This is a genomic window from Stenotrophomonas sp. GD03819, from assembly GCF_029841665.1.
GTDB classification, from domain to species: Bacteria; Pseudomonadota; Gammaproteobacteria; order Xanthomonadales; family Xanthomonadaceae; genus Stenotrophomonas; species Stenotrophomonas geniculata.
This window is the reverse complement of the sequence record NZ_JAOCEW010000003.1, coordinates 14,383-29,674: the sequence shown is the minus strand read 5'-3', so window position 1 is coordinate 29,674 and position 15,292 is coordinate 14,383. Positions and strand designations below refer to the sequence as shown.

General features: G+C 68.2%; 15 protein-coding genes and 1 pseudogene. 6 read left to right on the top strand and 10 right to left on the bottom strand.

What is annotated here, in order from left to right:
- Positions 1 to 50 precede the first annotated feature (50 nt).
- Genes lgt through N5D45_RS02495 form a run of 4 tightly spaced genes read left to right on the top strand, consistent with a single transcriptional unit; the run spans position 51 to position 2,794 of the window.
- On the top strand, positions 51 to 938 hold the full coding sequence (gene lgt, locus N5D45_RS02510; RefSeq protein ID WP_049411645.1) for a prolipoprotein diacylglyceryl transferase: 888 nt from the start codon (positions 51 to 53) through the stop codon (positions 936 to 938).
- Entirely contained in the window at positions 935 to 1,729 is a 795-nt protein-coding gene (locus N5D45_RS02505; RefSeq protein ID WP_012479193.1) for a thymidylate synthase, read from the top strand. Before lgt ends, N5D45_RS02505 begins: the two co-directional genes overlap by 4 nt.
- Positions 1,726 to 2,289: a hypothetical protein gene (locus N5D45_RS02500; protein WP_231298644.1), complete on the top strand. Its 564-nt coding sequence runs from the start codon at positions 1,726 to 1,728 to the stop codon at positions 2,287 to 2,289. Before N5D45_RS02505 ends, N5D45_RS02500 begins: the two co-directional genes overlap by 4 nt.
- A 13-nt stretch (positions 2,290 to 2,302) precedes the next feature.
- Complete coding sequence (locus tag N5D45_RS02495) at positions 2,303 to 2,794, top strand: dihydrofolate reductase (protein WP_164194269.1); 492 nt, start codon at positions 2,303 to 2,305, stop codon at positions 2,792 to 2,794.
- A gap of 88 nt (positions 2,795 to 2,882) precedes the next feature.
- Here N5D45_RS02495 and N5D45_RS02490 read toward each other — a convergent pair whose 3' ends face one another.
- From N5D45_RS02490 to N5D45_RS02445, 10 genes and pseudogenes are all read right to left on the bottom strand, one after another.
- A complete protein-coding gene (locus N5D45_RS02490; protein ID WP_099560575.1) occupies positions 2,883 to 3,527 on the bottom strand; it encodes a DUF1287 domain-containing protein in 645 nt (214 codons plus the stop codon).
- Positions 3,524 to 4,546 (bottom strand): symmetrical bis(5'-nucleosyl)-tetraphosphatase, encoded by a 1,023-nt coding sequence (locus tag N5D45_RS02485; RefSeq protein ID WP_164194266.1) that lies wholly within the window; start codon positions 4,544 to 4,546, stop codon positions 3,524 to 3,526. Before N5D45_RS02485 ends, N5D45_RS02490 begins: the two co-directional genes overlap by 4 nt.
- A gap of 15 nt (positions 4,547 to 4,561) precedes the next feature.
- Entirely contained in the window at positions 4,562 to 4,945 is a 384-nt protein-coding gene (apaG, locus tag N5D45_RS02480) for a Co2+/Mg2+ efflux protein ApaG (RefSeq protein ID WP_005412297.1), read from the bottom strand.
- 13 nt (positions 4,946 to 4,958) lie between these two features.
- On the bottom strand, positions 4,959 to 5,762 hold the full coding sequence (gene rsmA, locus N5D45_RS02475) for a 16S rRNA (adenine(1518)-N(6)/adenine(1519)-N(6))-dimethyltransferase RsmA (RefSeq protein ID WP_005408139.1): 804 nt from the start codon (positions 5,760 to 5,762) through the stop codon (positions 4,959 to 4,961).
- Positions 5,759 to 6,739, bottom strand: coding sequence for a 4-hydroxythreonine-4-phosphate dehydrogenase PdxA (gene pdxA, locus N5D45_RS02470; RefSeq protein ID WP_164194263.1), 981 nt, complete (start codon positions 6,737 to 6,739; stop codon positions 5,759 to 5,761). The genes rsmA and pdxA overlap by 4 nt, the downstream gene beginning before the upstream one ends.
- Before the next feature lie 18 nt (positions 6,740 to 6,757).
- A pseudogene (locus N5D45_RS02465) lies at positions 6,758 to 8,089 on the bottom strand (peptidylprolyl isomerase); the annotation flags it as partial.
- Complete coding sequence (lptD, locus tag N5D45_RS02460; RefSeq protein WP_082587878.1) at positions 8,086 to 10,587, bottom strand: LPS-assembly protein LptD; 2,502 nt, start codon at positions 10,585 to 10,587, stop codon at positions 8,086 to 8,088. The pseudogene N5D45_RS02465 and the gene lptD, both read right to left, overlap by 4 nt.
- Positions 10,588 to 10,676: 89 nt before the next feature.
- On the bottom strand, positions 10,677 to 11,615 hold the full coding sequence (locus tag N5D45_RS02455; RefSeq protein WP_010481827.1) for a histone deacetylase family protein: 939 nt from the start codon (positions 11,613 to 11,615) through the stop codon (positions 10,677 to 10,679).
- 9 nt (positions 11,616 to 11,624) lie between these two features.
- Entirely contained in the window at positions 11,625 to 12,179 is a 555-nt protein-coding gene (locus N5D45_RS02450) for a cob(I)yrinic acid a,c-diamide adenosyltransferase (RefSeq protein WP_043398096.1), read from the bottom strand.
- Between the two features lie 8 nt (positions 12,180 to 12,187).
- Complete coding sequence (locus N5D45_RS02445) at positions 12,188 to 12,772, bottom strand: hypothetical protein (protein ID WP_019338105.1); 585 nt, start codon at positions 12,770 to 12,772, stop codon at positions 12,188 to 12,190.
- Between the two features lie 106 nt (positions 12,773 to 12,878).
- Between N5D45_RS02445 and ubiH the strand changes: the two genes are divergently transcribed.
- On the top strand, positions 12,879 to 14,087 hold the full coding sequence (gene ubiH, locus N5D45_RS02440) for a 2-octaprenyl-6-methoxyphenyl hydroxylase (RefSeq protein WP_043398102.1): 1,209 nt from the start codon (positions 12,879 to 12,881) through the stop codon (positions 14,085 to 14,087).
- Positions 14,084 to 15,265 carry a UbiH/UbiF family hydroxylase gene (locus tag N5D45_RS02435; protein WP_043398105.1) on the top strand — a complete coding sequence of 394 codons (1,182 nt, stop codon included), beginning with the start codon at positions 14,084 to 14,086 and terminating at the stop codon, positions 15,263 to 15,265. The genes ubiH and N5D45_RS02435 overlap by 4 nt, the downstream gene beginning before the upstream one ends.
- Positions 15,266 to 15,292: the final 27 nt, after the last annotated feature.

Below are 15,292 nucleotides of genomic sequence, written 5' to 3'. Positions count from 1 at the left end.
CCGGGGCGGCACTGGCCCGAGAATAGGCGTTCAACCGCAAGGCACCTTCCATGATCTATTTCCACGACATCGACCCCATCGCCCTCTCGCTGGGGCCGATCAAGGTGCACTGGTACGGCATCATGTACCTGCTCGGCTTCACCGCGGCCTGGCTGCTGGGCCGCAAGCGCATCGCCGCCGGTCGCCTGCCGGGCGTCGATGCCAACGGCTTCTCCGACCTGCTGTTCTACGCCATGCTCGGCGTGGTGCTGGGCGGGCGCATCGGCTACATGCTGTTCTACGCGCTGGGCGATTTCCTGCACAACCCGCTGCTGCTGTTCAAGGTCTGGGATGGCGGCATGAGCTTCCACGGCGGCCTGCTCGGCGTACTCGGTGCCTGCTGGTGGTGGTCGCGCAAGCACGCGCTGCACTTCTTCGACACCATGGATTTCATGGCGCCGCTGGTGCCGCTGGGCCTGGGCTTCGGCCGCATCGGCAACTTCATCGGCGCCGAGCTGTGGGGCAAGTACACCGACGGCACGTGGGGCGTGGTGTTCCCGTCCGGCCTGCCGGCGCCGCTGAACCAGCTCGACCACGCGACCCTGCAGACGCAGTTCGCGACCGGTGCGCTGAACCAGTTCGCGCGTCATCCGTCGCAGCTGTATGAAGCGTTCCTGGAAGGCCTGGTGATGTTCGTGGTGCTGTGGGCCGTGTCGGCCAAGCCGCGCCACCGTTACCTGGTGGGTGGCCTGTTCGCGCTGATGTACGGCCTGTTCCGCTTCGCCGTGGAGTTCGTGCGCATGCCCGACAACGGTGTCTACGTGGCCTTCGACTGGCTGACCCGCGGCCAGATCCTCAGCCTGCCGCTGATCGCCTTCGGCCTGGTGCTGCTGGTGATGTCGCGCCGCGCGCCGGTACTGCAGCCGCAGCTGCCGGTGGCTGCCGAGGGCAAGGCATGAAGGCTTACCTGGACCTGCTCTCGCACGTGCTCGAGCACGGCGCCGAGAAGAGCGACCGCACCGGTACCGGTACCCGCAGCGTGTTCGGCTGGCAGATGCGTTTCAACCTGGCCGACGGCTTCCCGCTGGTCACCACCAAGAAACTGCACCTGCGCTCGATCATCCATGAGCTGCTGTGGTTCCTGAAGGGCGACACCAACATCGGCTACCTGAAGGACAACCAGGTGCGGATCTGGGACGAGTGGGCCGACGAGAACGGCGACCTCGGCCCGGTCTATGGCAAGCAGTGGCGCAGCTGGGCCACCGCCGATGGTCGCGAGATCGACCAGATGCAGTGGCTGGTGGACGAGATCAAGCGCAACCCCGATTCGCGCCGGCTGGTGGTCAGCGCCTGGAACGTAGGCGAGCTATCGCAGATGGCGCTGATGCCGTGCCACAACCTGTTCCAGTTCTATGTGGTGGACGGCAAGCTCAGCTGCCAGCTCTACCAGCGCAGCGGCGACATCTTCCTCGGCGTGCCGTTCAACATCGCCAGCTACGCGCTGCTGACCCACATGGTGGCGCAGGCCACCGGCCTGGGCGTGGGTGATTTCGTGCATACGCTGGGCGATGCGCACCTGTATTCGAACCACTTCGAGCAGGCGCGCGAGCAGCTGTCGCGTGAACCGCGCGCGCTGCCGAAGCTGTGGTTGAACCCGGAGGTGACCGACCTGTTCGGCTTCCAGTTCGACGACATCCGCATCGACGGCTACGATCCGCACCCGGCGATCAAGGCGCCGGTGGCGGTATGAGTTCCCGATTGATTTCCAGCGGCCTGCTGGCGCTGTGCGGCATGTTGCCGCTGGCCATGGTGCAGGCGGGACCGGCCGATGCGCTGTCGTTGGCCCGGCAGGTCAATGAGCAGATCGTGCACAAGCACATGCGCGAGGAAGTGCAGGCGTTCGCTGGGGCGTTCAACGGCAGCACGATGATGCCCCAGGATGTGCCGGAAGGCTGCCGGGCGCAGATGCGTGAGGCGGTAACCGGCATGTACACGGCGATGACCGAGCACCTGAAGGCGGGTGTCGAGGATCCGGCCTATCAGCGCGTGCTCGAGCAGCAGCTTGCCACCGTCTATTCAAGTGACCAGTTGCAGGCATTTCTGGCACGTCGTGCCAGCACCGACACTGCTGCGTTGTCGGCAGACATCCTGTCAGGACCGGGCCTGAAGGATATCGAAGAGGCGCAGAAGCAGAAGATCCTCGATGGCCTGGATGAGCAGTCCACATCCAGCCCCGGGCTGGCAGCGGCGCTGCAGGCTGCCAGTGCCGCCAACGCTGCCTGCGAACGCCTGCAGATCGACGCCAGCTGAGGAGGTGGTAGCAATGAAGCTGTCGATGATCGTGGCGCTGGATCGTAATCGTGGCATCGGCCAGGGCAATGCCATGCCCTGGCACCTGCCGGATGATTTCAAGCACTTCAAGGCGCTCACCCTGGGCAAGCCGATCCTGATGGGGCGCAAGACCGCCGAATCGATCGGCCGCGTGCTGCCGGGGCGGACCAACCTGGTGCTGACCCGCAGCGGCCAGGTGCCGTTCGAGGGCATGCGCGCGGTAGCGTCGCTGGATGAGGCGAAGACGATTGCCGAACGCGAGGGCGCCAGCGAGCTGTGCATCATCGGCGGCGGCGAGATCTTCCACCAGCTGCTGGACCAGGCCAGTGACCTGTACCTGACCTGGGTGGATGCCGAAGTCCCCGCCGATACCCATTTCCCCGAGGTGGATGCGCAGGACTGGCGGGAAGTGAGCAGCGAGCCGCACCCGGCCGACGAAAGCCATGCCCACGCGTTCCGCTTCGTGCACTACGTGCGCCGCTGAAGATGGTTTCCTGTAGAGCCGAGCCATGCTCGGCTGCTGTTGCCGGACACATCCCGTAGCCGAGCATGGCTCGGCTCTACAGGATTGCCTACGGCATCCGGTAATGCCCGATGATGGCGTGCTGGAACAGCAGATTCTCTTCGCGCGTGCCGCGCGCGATGTTGTGCAGCACCAGCGGCGTGCCGTTGGCCAGCCTGCGGTCGGAGACGATGCCCACGTGCAGCAGGCCGTTGCCGTTGAGCTTCCAGGCGACGATGTCGCCGGCCGCGTAGTCGGCGGCGAGGGCCGTGATCGGCTGCTGCCAGCCCTGCCGTTCGAACCAGCGCATCAGGTTCGGTACGCGGCGATGATCGATGTTGCGATCCGGTCGTGACAGGCCCCAGATCGCCGGATAGGCACTGAAGTTGCCGCGCATGTCCTCATGCACGCGGGCCTGCAGGTCCACGTCCAGGCTGCGCAGCGCGCGCACCACCACGTCGGTGCACACGCCGCGATCAACCGGGACGTCTCCACCGGGATAGGCCAGCACCTGATAGGCAGGGTCGTAGCGGGTGGTGACGCCGATCTGCGCGCGCGCTGCAGCCACCAGTGGCGGCGAAGGCGCCTGCGGTTGCGATGGCGTGTGGCCGACGTTTCCGCCGCCGGTGGGGGCCGGGGCCGAAGTGGGCTGGCAGCCGCTGGCCAGGGCCAGCGTCAGCAGCACCATCCATGGTGCCCAGTCGCGCCGCGTCATGCCTGCGGCGGAGGACTGTTGTTGCCGGGGCCCGCGGAGCCACCACCACCGCCACCACGGCGACGACGACGGCGCGGGCCGCGATTGCCCGGGGTGGCGGCCGGAGCGTTACCGCCGCCCTGTTCCTTGCCCTGCGCCGACGCAGCCGGGCGCTCGTGCGCCGGGCGCGCGGGCGGGCGGGCGTTGGGCACGGGGGCGGGTACATCGCGGCCTGGTACCTGCACCACGCGCAGTTCATCGGTATCGAGCTGGATCGCGGTGAGCTTGCCGCCCCAGACCGCGCCGGTGTCGATGGCGTGCACGCCCTGGGTGATGGTCAGGCCCAGCGCCGACCAGTGGCCGCAGACCACCTTCAGGTCGCGCTCGACCCGGCCCGGCACTTCGAACCAGGGATACAGCCCCTGTTCCTGCGTGCCCGGCGTGCCCTTGTCCTCGATGCCGATGCGTCCGCGCGGGGTGCAGTAGCGCATGCGGGTGAGCACGTTGATGATCGCGCGCGAGCGGTCGTAGCCGGACAGGTTGGGGGCCCAGCTCGGCTTGTCGCCGTACATGTTGCGGAACAACTTGCGGTAGCCGGCGCCGTGCAACTGTGCCTCGACTTCAGCCGCATGCTTCTCGGCCATCTGCGTGGTCCACTTCGGCGCCAGGCCGGCGTGCACCATCATCCAGCCCAGTTCGCGGTCCACGTGCACCAGCTTCTGCAGGCGCAGCCAGTCCAGCAGTTCGTCGCGGTCCTCGGCCTGCACGATGCGCAGCAGGTCCGGGTTGACCTTGCGCTGTTCCTCTTCGGTGCGCGCACCGACGGCCAGCAGCGAAAGGTCATGGTTGCCCAGCACCACCACGCTGTGATCGCGCAGCGAATGCACCAGCCGCAGCGTTTCCAGCGACTGGCCACCCCGGTTCACCAGGTCGCCGCAGAACCACAGGGTGTCCTGCGCCGGGTCGAAACGGATCTTTTCCAGCAGTCGCTGGGTGACGTCATAGCAGCCCTGCAGGTCGCCGATCGCCCACACACTCATCGTTCGGCCTCCGTGTCAGTGCAGGGTACGCGGGATGGCCAGCACGAAAGGTGCGACCGGCGCGGCAAATTCGGTGCCGTCGTCGGCGACCATGTCGTAGTGGCCCTGCATGGTCCCGTGATCGGTCCCCAGCATGACACCGGACGTGTAATGGAAGTCTTCACCGGGACGCAGGCGCGGCTGCTCGCCGATCACCCCGTCGCCGTCGACATGCTCGACGCGGCCGTTGGCATCGGTGATGCGCCAGTGGCGTGCGACCAGGCGCGCGGCAACACGTCCCTGGTTGTGGATGCGGATCGTGTAGGCGAACGCATAGCGCCCGTCTTCCGGCGCGGATTGATCGTCGAGGAAGCGCGGTGCGACTTCGACGGAGATGGCATAAACGTCAGCGTCTTCCATACCGGCAGTGTAATCAGGAGGCATTGGCCAAGGCGATGAATTCGGCCACGTCCAGCTGTTCGGCGCGGGCATCGGGACGCACGCCGGCGGCAACGAACTGTTCGGCGGACACCACGTTGTTCAGGGCGTTGCGCAGGGTCTTGCGGCGCTGCCCGAAGGCGGCCTTGACCACCTCGGCGAAACGCTTGTGGTCGTTGATGTTGATTGTGGCCGGGTCACGCGGCACCAGCCGCACCACGGCCGAATCGACCTTCGGCGGCGGCCGGAACGCGCCCGGCGGCACCACGAACAGCGAGGTCACCTGGCAGTAGGCCTGCAGCATCACGCTGAGCCGGCCGTACACCTTGCTGCCGGGGCCGGCGGCCATGCGGTCGACCACTTCCTTCTGCAGCATGAAGTGCATGTCGCGGATCACCGCGGCATGTTCCAGTGCATGGAACAGGATCGGCGAGGAGATGTTGTAGGGCAGGTTGCCGACCAGGCGGATCGGCTGGCCGGCAGCCAGCTCGGTGAAGTCCACGCGCAGCACGTCGCGGTGGACGATGGTCAGCTCGCCCAGCGGCTCGGCGGCGGCGGTCAGCGGCGCGATCAGGTCGCGGTCGAACTCGATCACCGTCAGTTTCGGATGCACGCGCAGCAGCGGCAGGGTGATCGCGCCCTGGCCGGGACCGATCTCGACCAGGCGGTCACCGTCTTTCGGGTTGACCGCCATCACGATCTTGTCGATGTAGTGGCGGTCGGCCAGGAAATGCTGGCCAAGCTGCTTCTTGGCCGGGGCGGTGAACACCGGGCCGGAGGGGGAATGCGGGGAATTCATGCGCTCAGTGTACGTTGCCGCGCAAGCTGCGCACACAACGTCGTTGCCGCCTGCAGGCTGGAAGGATCGGCAATGCCGCGCCCGGCCATATCCAGTGCTGTGCCATGGTCCACCGCCACGCGCGGGTAGGGCAGGCCCAGGGTCAGGTTCACCGCCTGCTCGAAGCCCGAATACTTCAGCACCGGCAGGCCCTGGTCGTGGTACATCGCCAGCACGGTGTCGACGCCCGCCAGCTTGGCCGGCAGGAAGGCGGTATCGGCCGGCAGCGGCCCGATCAGGTCCATGCCCTCGGCGCGCAGGCGCTGCAGCAGCGGGATGATCAGGTCCAGCTCCTCACGACCCAGATGGCCGTCTTCGCCGGCGTGCGGATTCAGGCCGAGCACGGCGATGCGCGGCGCAGGCAGGCCGAACTCGCGGCGCAGGGCGGCATGCACGGTGCGCAGGATGTGTTCCAGGCGGGGCGCGGTGATCGCGTCGGCCACCTCGCGCAGTGGCAGGTGGGTAGTGGCCAGGGCCACGCGGACGATGTGGTTGGCCAGCATCATCACCACCTTCACCCCGGCCTGGTCGGCCAGCAGTTCGGTGGTCCCACTGTAGGCGATGCCGCCTTCGTTGATGACCGCCTTGTGCACCGGGCCGGTGACCACGCCGTGCAGTTCGCCAGACAGGCAGGCCTGGCCAGCACCGAGCAGGGCACCGATGACGGCGCCGGCATTGGCTGGGTTGGCCTGGCCGAAGTGGCTGGGCACGGTATTGGCCACAACGCGCACACGCAGATCGCCGGGGACGCGTGCTTCGGCGTCCTCGGGCAGCAGCTGCAGCGGCAGGTTCAGCGCGGCGGCGGCCGCGCGCAGGGTATCCGGGTCGGCGAAGGCCAGCAGCCGGCAATCTTCACGCGGCTGCTGGACGAGGCGGACACACAGCTCCGGGCCGATCCCGGCGGGCTCGCCCGGTACCAGAGCGAGCTCGGGACGCATCGGTCAGGACTGCGGCGGCGTGGCGGTGTTTTCCGCGCGGTCGCCGCTGCGGAAGCTGACGTAGGCTTCGCCACGCAGTTCCTGCAGGAAGCGGTTGTACTCGTCTTCCAGCTTGCGGCGGCCGATGGTCTCGCGGACCTGGGCACGCTGGTTGTCGGTGGTCACGTCGGTCTGGCGGGTGCCCACGCGCTGCACGATGTGCCAGCCGGCATCGGTGCGGAACGGCTGGCTGACGCCGCCATCCTGGATGCCGGCCACCTGCTGGCCGAACGCCGGACCGAACGCGTCGGCCGGGAACCAGCCCAGATCGCCGCCCTGGCCCTTGCTGTTGTTGTCCTCGGAGGACTCCTTGGCCACGGTCTCGAAGTCCGCGCCACCGGCGATGCGGGCCCGCAGGGTATCGATCTTGGCCTTGGCGGCAGCGTCGCTCTGGTGATCGTCCACGCGTACCAGGATGTGGCGGCCGTGGTACTCGGTGACCGTGTGCTCACCACCGCTGGCGGCGCTGGCATCACGCACTTCCACCAGCTTCAGCAGCTGGAAGCCGCTGGGGCCGCGGATCGGGCCGACCACTTCGCCGGGCTTCATCTTTTCCATCATCTGCGCGAAGGCCTGCGGGATTTCATCCAGGCTGCGCCAGCCCAGGTCGCCGCCTTCCAGCGCGTTGGGGCTGTCCGAATAACGCACGGCGGCCGCATTGAAGTCCAGCTCACCCTTGTCCAGCAGGGCCTTCACGCCTTCAGCCTTCTTCTGGCCGGTGGCGATCTGGTCGGCGTTGGAGCCGTCGGGCAGGGCGATCAGGATGTGTGCCAGGTGGTACTGGTTGCCCACCGTGGCCTGCTGCTTCAGCGCGGCGTCCACTTCACCCTCGCTGACACTGATGCGGCTCTGCGCGAAGCTCTGGCGCAGGCGCTGCACGGTGATTTCATCGCGCACCGAAGCACGGAAATCGTTGAAATCGATGCCGTCGTGGGCCAGGCGCTGGCGCAGTGCATCCAGGTCCGAGCCGTTCTGCTGGGCGATGGCATTCATCGCCTGGTTCAGCTCCTGGTCGCTGACGCGGATGCCGCTGCCCTGGGCGCGGGCCACCTGCAGCTTGACCAGCACCAGGCGCTCGAGCACCTGGCGGCTGAGCACGTCTTCCGGCGGCAGCTGGTTTTCACGGCCGGCGTACTGCGCCTTGATGTTGGCGATCGCACGCTGGAGCTCGCTCTGCAGGATCACGTCCTCGTCGACGACGGCGGCGATGCGGTCCAACGGCTGCGCCTCCTGCGCGAGCACCTGCAGGGGGGCGGACACGCTGGACACCGCCAGCAGGGAGGCGAGAAGAACGGGGAAGCGCTTGGTCATGGGATCTGATTCGGATCGTAGTCATCCCGGGTCGCCCCGGTGTTGCTGGGCGGCACGAGATAGAGGTCGTCGCGGTTGTAGCCGAGGATAGCACGGCGCAGCGTACGGTCCGTGTCCTGGCCGATGGAGCTGAGGCCCTTGAGCACGAACTCCAGCTGGAAGGAGTTGTTCATGTCGCCTTCGCGGTTGCGCACGTAGCGGCGGGCCACCGCACGGACCGCCAGGCAGCAGCTGTCCCACTGCACGCCGGCGATGATCTCCAGCGGTTCCTTGTCCTGCAGCGAGTAGTAATACCGGCCCACCAGGCTCCAGCGCGCATTCAGCGGGTACAGGAACGACAGGTCGGCCTGCTCCAGCAGGGTCCGGTCATGCTTGTTGGCGGTCGCCGGGGCGCCGGCGTTGATGCGGTAGCGGTAGCTGAGGTTGATCACGCCATCGTTGGGCATCAGATAGCGGGCGCGGACGCTGGCCAGATCCTCGCGCTTGTACTTCGGGTCCCACTGGTAGGTGGCGCCCAGGGTCCAGCGGTCGTTGATCATGTAGTTGCCGTCGGCGATCCAGGCCGACTTGCCCTTCTCCACTGGTGCGCCGCCCGGCGTGGTGCTGACCCGCGATTCGTCGAAGTACTGGATCTGGCCGATCGCGGCCGAGAAGCGTTCCTTGCCGGTGGTCTGGTCGATGAAGCGGGTGCCCAGTGCCAGGGTCAGCTGGTTGGCATCGTTCTGGCGGTCGGCGCCGGTATAGCGCGAGTCGCGGAACAGCTGGCCCCAGCTGAAGGTGAAGTCACGGGTGTCGAAGATCGGCAGCTCGTCCTGGTTGCGATAGGGCGTGCGCAGGTAGAACAGGCGCGGCTCCAGGGTCTGCAGGAATGACTTGCCACCGATCGACGTCTCGCGATCGAAGAACAGGCCGGCATCAAGGCTGCCGATCGGCAGGCTGCGGCTGGGCGAGGTATTGCCGCGCAGCTGTTCCGGGGTGGCCGTGGCCGGGTCGATGCCCTGCGAGCGCAGGATCTGGGCCTGGATGCCGTTGACGCCGTCGACCAGGCCGCGGTCCAGCTGGTAGGCCGTATAGCGGTAGGCCAGGGTCGGGGTGATGTACCAGGCCGCGCCACTGATCGGGAACGACACGTACGGCTTCACGTCCAGGCGCGAGCCACCGCTGATGCCAAGACCGGATGTCTGCTGGATGCCGTTCCGCGTGTACTGCAGATCCGTGCCCCGGTCCGGTCCGTACTTGAAGTTGACGTCGTCGTGGGTGAAGCGCACCGCTTCGGTGTAGATGCCGGTTTCCAGCCACGGCAGCACCGGCTTGTTCCAGTTCAAGAACAGGCGTGGCTCGCGGTTGTAGGGCAGGGCGCGCTCGTCGAGGGTGTAGTCGGTCAGCTGCCAGCGGTCGGCCATGATGCCGGCCGTCCAGTTCTGGCCGGTGCCGTACAGGCCGATGGTGCTCTGCAGGTTGGAGGCGGTCACGCCCACCAGGCGGTTGGCGAAGTCCTCGACATAGCGCTCGTCGCTCACCCAGGCCAGGTTGGCGCGGGCCTGCCAGTGGCTGTTCACGTTGTGGTAGCCGTCGAACATCACCCGGCCGCGGTCGCGGTCGCGCAGCTTGTCGCTGGGCATGTAGCTGGTCAGCACCTCGCCACGGCCGCCGTTGTAGAGGTAGCGGAACTCGTTGTCGAGCAGCAGGCCGCGCCGGCTCATGTAGCGCGGGGTCAGGGTGTCATCGTAGTTCGGCGCCAGATTGAAGTAGATCGGCTGCGCGTAGTCGAAACCGTTGCGGCCGGACATGCCCAGCTGCGGGAACAGCAGGCCGGTCTTGCGGCGGTCATCGATCGGGAACTTGAAGTAGGGCGCCCACAGCACCGGCACCTTGCCGATGCGCAGCACCGCGTTGCGGGCCGTGCCGAAGCCTTCGTCGTTGTCCACTTCGATCTGCGGCGCCGACAGCTTCCATACCGGCTGCGACGGGTCGCAGGTGGTGTAGGTGGAGCGGTGCATCTGGCCGACCGCGCCCTGCAGGTCGACCGACTCGGCATCGCCGTTGCCCCGGCGCGACACCAGCTGGTACTTGATGTCGGAGATCTTGTGGGTGTCGCTTTCCTGGTTGCCTTCGGCGCGCTTGGCGACCATCCGGATCGACCCGTCCTGGTAGCGGACATTGCCGTCGGCGATGTAGTTGCCGGTCTCGGTGTCGAAGCTGAGCTTGTCGGTACCGACGAACTGGTCACCGCGGCGCAGCGCCACGTTGCCCTCGTACTGCGGCACGGTGGTGGTGCCCAGCAGCTGGTCGCCTTCGATGTCGGTCGGCTGGTTCTCGCGGGCGGCCGCGGCGGCAGCCTTGTCCTGGGCGGGGACCGGGGTGGGGGCGTCTGTGAACGCGGGAATGACGTCGGTGGCCGGGCACAGGCCCCAGTTGAGCGGCTTATCATCGGCCATCGCCGGCAGGCTGATGGCGATGCTCAGAGGCAGGGGAAGCAGGCGGAGGGCTCGGCGCACGCGGTTCGGATTCGGGCGAAAACGGACGGTAGCTTGCCCCATCCCTTGCATAGGGGCAATGAAGGGCGCCGGAGCCTGCCGGTTCGGGTTCATCCGGCGGAGGCACCCGCAGAGGGGGTGATCAGGGCCTGGACATGGGCCACGCTGCACTCGGCCAGGGCCTGCAGGTCGTAGCCTCCCTCCAGCATCGAGACCACCCGGCCGGCCGCGTGCCGGCGTGCCAGCGCGTGCAGTTCACGGGTGATCCAGGCGAAATCGTCGGTCTCCAGCATCAGGTCCGCCTGCGGATCACGCAGGTGGGCGTCGAAGCCGGCCGAGATCAGCAGCAGCTGCGGGCGGAAGTCGTCGATGGCCGGCAGCATCTCGTCGGCCCAGACGTTGCGGAAGCGGAAGCCGCCGCTGCCCGGCGGCAGCAGGATGTTCATCAGGTTGCCGGCACCGCGGTCGCGGCGCAGGCCGGAATTGGGAAACAGCCCGGCCTGGTGGGTGCTGTAGTACGAGACCCGGGCATCGTGCTGGAAGATGTCCTGGGTGCCATTGCCGTGGTGCACGTCGAAATCGACCACCGCGATCCGCTCCAGGCCATGGCGGTCGCGGGCATAGGCGGCGGCGATGGCGATGTTGTTCAACAGGCAGAAGCCCATCGCCGTGCTGCTGGTGGCGTGGTGGCCCGGCGGGCGCACCGCGCAGAAGGCCAGCGGGTCCTCGCCCAGCATCACCGCATCGACTGCGGCCACACCGGCACCGGCGGCGTGCACGGCGGCGCTGGCCGAGCCGGGCGAGGTCCAGGTGTCCATGTCCAGCTGGCGCAACGGCGCGGTCTGCGGCTGCAGCACGAAGTCGAGCAGGGCGCTGTCGTGGACCCGGGTCAGTTCGCCGAACTTGGCCGGCGGCGCTTCGCGCCAGTCCAGCTGGCCGGGGAAGGCCGCGTGCAGCGCGTCCAGCACATGCTGCAGGCGTTGCGGGCATTCGGGATGGCCGGGACCGGGGTCATGCAGCAGGCAGGACGGGTGGGTATAGACCAGCATCGTGCCGACTCAGCGCTGGCGCTGCTGCGGTTGCCACAGCGCTTCGCCCTGGCCATCGGCGCGGGCCAGCACCCGGGCCAGCACGAACAGCAGGTCCGACAGCCGGTTGAGGTACTGCAGCGCCTCGCTGCGCACGGCTTCGTGGCGGGCCAGGGTGACCGTTTCGCGCTCGGCGCGGCGGACGATGGTGCGGGCCAGATGGCAGCGCGCGGCGGCTTCGCCGCCGGCTGGCAGGATGAATTCCTTCAGCATCGGCAGGTCGGCGTTGTAATGGTCCAGCTGCTGTTCCAGGGCCGAAACGTCGGCGGCATGGATCGCAGCGTGGCCGGGGATGCACAGTTCGGCGCCCAGGTCGAACAGCTGGTGCTGCAGATGCACCACCAGCGCGCGCACATCCTCGGGCAGGGGAGCGGCCAGCAGCAGGCCGAGCGCGGCGTTGGCCTCGTCGACGGTGCCGAAGGACGCCACGCGGGCGTCATCCTTGGCCACGCGCTGGCCGTCGCCAAGGCCGGTACTGCCGTCGTCGCCGGTGCGGGTGTAGATGCGCGAGAGGCGATGACCCATGGCGCGGCTCAGTGGCGGATGTCGCGGCGGGCCTGCTGGAGCTTCAACACCTGCTCCACGGCCAGCTGCAGGGCGGCGGCCAGCGCTACATAGATCGCCGTGGTGCGCAGGTAGGGCCCGAACCACTGCGCGTAGTTCTGCGCCCAGCCGGCCAGGGTCGGCTCGGCCACGTTGCGGCTGGACCAGTAGAAGCCGCCCTGTGCCAGCAGGTGGCAGACCGCCACCGAGGCGACCAGCAGCAGTGCGCCCTTGGCCAGTACCGGCCAGCGCGCGCTCTGGTAGTTGCGGCCCAGCAGCATGCCGCCGGCCCACAAAGAGAAGTAGGCCGGCAGCAGCAGCCAGTAGCCCGGCGACACGCAGTAGTGCTGCCAGAAATCCAGTCCGCTGCTGCGGATCACGATCCAGTCGACCAGCACGGCGAACACCATCAGCAGCGGGAACGCCCAGCGCGTCCAGCGGGCCAGGTAGAAGCCACCGATGAAGAACACGGCCCAGGAGGCATCCGGAATGGCCGCGAAGTGGTTGACCCGGGTCGCCGCCAGCAGCAGTACGAGTACGGACAGGACGAAGGCGCGGTTGGCGGTATCGGACATGGCGGGGGCCCGGAGCGGATTCAGGTTTCATTCTAGCCCGCCGCGCAGGTTGGCGCAGGTGCCGCCCGTTCGGCGTACAGTCGGGACGAGCGCGTATCATGAACACATGAGTGAACGACATGACGTGCTGATCGTCGGTGGTGGCCTGGTCGGTGCCAGCCTGGCCATTGCCCTGGACCGCCTGGGCCGCGACGTGGGCCTGCTCGAGGCCAGCCCGGCCGGCGAGCTGCCTGCGGTGTTCGACCAGCGCAATCTCAGTTTCGCCGCTGCCACCGTCAATGCGCTGACCGCGCTGGGGGTGATGCAGAAGCTGGCAATGGCACCGGGCCCGATCCGGCGCATCCATGTCAGTCGTGCCGGCGATTTCGGCCGTGTGCAGCTCGAAGCGGCCGATTACGACCGGCCGTGGTTCGGCCAGGTGGTGGTCGCGCGCGATTTCGGCCAGGCGCTGGAAGCGCGGCTTCAGGAGCTGCCGCGCCTGCGCCGTTACCGGCCGATGCGGTTCCTGGGACTGGGCGAGGTGGTGGACGGCTACCGCCAGGTGCGGGTGGCTGACGAGGCGGGTGAACGCGTGCTGCTGGCACGTCTGGTGGTGGGGGCCGATGGCACCACCAGCGGCGTGCGTGGCGCGCTGGGCATCGAGGTCGACCGCCATGATTTCCAGCAGACCCTGTTCGTGGCCCGCGTGCGCAGCCAGCGCGCGCCGGACGGCACGGCCTGGGAGCGGTTCACCGATACCGGCCCGACTGCCCTGCTGCCGCGTGGCGATCGTCACTTCGGCACTGTGCATGGCGTAGCGCGCGACCACGCCGATGCGGTGATGGCGCTGGACGATGCGGCGTGGCTGCAACGCCTGCAGAACGCGATCGGCTGGCGTGCCGGCCGCCTGCTCGAATCCGGTCCACGCAGTGCTTATCCGCTCATCCAGGTACTGGCGCGCGCGTTGGCCAGTGAACGCACGGTACTGCTGGGCAATGCCGCGCAGACCATTCATCCGCTGGGTGCACAGGGCTTCAACCTGGGCCTGCGCGATGCGCTGACCCTGGCCGAGCTGCTGGAGGATGCGCATGAGGATGCCGGCAGTGATGCACTGCTGCAGGCCTACGTCGCGCGCCGCGAGGAAGACCGCCGGCAGACGGTGGCGTTCTCCGGTGGGCTGGCACGCCTGACCAGCAACCCGGCGCCGCTGATGCGGCCGCTGCGCAGCCTCGGCCTGGTGGCCGCGCAACGCGCGTCGGTGCAGTCGATGCTGGTCGGTGGCGCGATGGGCTTCCGTGGCGACGTGCCGCGCCTGTGCCGTGGAGAAGCCGCATGAGCCGGCGCACGCGTCTTGATGTGGCCATCGTCGGTGGTGGCGTGGTCGGTGCCGCGTGTGCGCTGGCGCTGGCCGATGCCGGCCTGTCGGTTGCGCTGGTGGAAGGCCGTGAACCGGCGCCGTGGCAGGCCGCACAGCCTGACCTGCGCGTGTTCGCCTTTGCCGCCGACAACGTGCAGCTGTTGAACCGCCTGGGCGTGTGGCCGGCGATCGCGCAGGCCCGCGCCTGGCCCTACCGGCGCATGCAGGTGTGGGACGCGGCCGGTGGCGAGGATCTGCTGTTCGACGCTGATCGTTTCGGCCGGCGCGAACTGGGCTACATCGTCGAGAACGGCCTGCTGCAGGACCGCCTGTGGGCGGCGCTGCCGGCGGCGGGCGTGCAGCTGCACTGCCCGGCACGGGTGGAAGCACTGGAGCAGGACGAGGATGGCGTGCGCCTGCGCCTGGATGACGGTCGCCGCCTGGAAGCGGCGTTGGCGGTGGCCGCCGACGGTGCCGAATCGACCCTGCGCCAGCTGGCCGGGATCGAGGTTGAAAAGCATGACTACCACCAGCGTGGCGTGGTGGCCTACGTGGACAGCGATCTTCCCAACCAGGCCACGGCCTGGCAGCGTTTCCTGCCGAGCGGTCCACTGGCGCTGCTGCCGGTGGCCGAGCGCCGCAGCTCCATCGTCTGGACCCTGCCCGAGGATGAAGCGGCTCGCGTGCTGGCGTTGGACGAGGACAGCTTCAACCGCGAACTGACCCGCGCCTTCGCTGCACGCCTGGGCGAACTGCGTCTGGCCTCGCCGCGTGCGGCGTTCCCGCTGCGCCGCCAGCTGGCCCGTCACTATGTGGCCGGCCGCGTGCTGGCGCTGGGCGATGCCGCACATGTGGTGCATCCGCTGGCCGGGCAGGGCGTGAACCTGGGGCTGCGCGATGTCGCCGCCCTGCAGCAGTGGCTGGCGCCGTCCGCCGAGCGTCGGGGCCAGCCGCGGCTGTCGCCGCAGCGCCTGCAGCGCTGGGCGCGCGAACGGCGCAGCGACAACCACATCGCCGCCTACAGCTTCGATGCGATCAACCGCCTGTTCTCCAATGACGAAATGCACCTGACCCTGGCCCGCGGTCGTGCGCTGGGCTGTGTCGGCAAATGGCCGCCGCTGGTGCAGGCGTTCTGGAAGCGCGCCGCTGGGGTGTAAGCGGAATACATGCCGCACGACGCTTCC

Excerpts from the sequence above, each read along its gene's own strand:
- lgt (WP_049411645.1), top strand. The coding sequence starts at position 51 with ATGATCTATTTCCACGACATCGACCCCATCGCCCTCTCGCTGGGGCCG.
- N5D45_RS02505 (WP_012479193.1), top strand. The coding sequence starts at position 935 with ATGAAGGCTTACCTGGACCTGCTCTCGCACGTGCTCGAGCACGGCGCC.
- N5D45_RS02500 (WP_231298644.1), top strand. The coding sequence starts at position 1,726 with ATGAGTTCCCGATTGATTTCCAGCGGCCTGCTGGCGCTGTGCGGCATG.
- N5D45_RS02495 (WP_164194269.1), top strand. The coding sequence starts at position 2,303 with ATGAAGCTGTCGATGATCGTGGCGCTGGATCGTAATCGTGGCATCGGC.
- N5D45_RS02490 (WP_099560575.1), bottom strand. The coding sequence starts at position 3,527 with ATGACGCGGCGCGACTGGGCACCATGGATGGTGCTGCTGACGCTGGCC.
- N5D45_RS02485 (WP_164194266.1), bottom strand. The coding sequence starts at position 4,546 with ATGAGTGTGTGGGCGATCGGCGACCTGCAGGGCTGCTATGACGTCACC.
- apaG (WP_005412297.1), bottom strand. The coding sequence starts at position 4,945 with ATGGAAGACGCTGACGTTTATGCCATCTCCGTCGAAGTCGCACCGCGC.
- rsmA (WP_005408139.1), bottom strand. The coding sequence starts at position 5,762 with ATGAATTCCCCGCATTCCCCCTCCGGCCCGGTGTTCACCGCCCCGGCC.
- pdxA (WP_164194263.1), bottom strand. The coding sequence starts at position 6,739 with ATGCGTCCCGAGCTCGCTCTGGTACCGGGCGAGCCCGCCGGGATCGGC.
- N5D45_RS02455 (WP_010481827.1), bottom strand. The coding sequence starts at position 11,615 with ATGCTGGTCTATACCCACCCGTCCTGCCTGCTGCATGACCCCGGTCCC.
- N5D45_RS02450 (WP_043398096.1), bottom strand. The coding sequence starts at position 12,179 with ATGGGTCATCGCCTCTCGCGCATCTACACCCGCACCGGCGACGACGGC.
- N5D45_RS02445 (WP_019338105.1), bottom strand. The coding sequence starts at position 12,772 with ATGTCCGATACCGCCAACCGCGCCTTCGTCCTGTCCGTACTCGTACTG.
- ubiH (WP_043398102.1), top strand. The coding sequence starts at position 12,879 with ATGAGTGAACGACATGACGTGCTGATCGTCGGTGGTGGCCTGGTCGGT.
- N5D45_RS02435 (WP_043398105.1), top strand. The coding sequence starts at position 14,084 with ATGAGCCGGCGCACGCGTCTTGATGTGGCCATCGTCGGTGGTGGCGTG.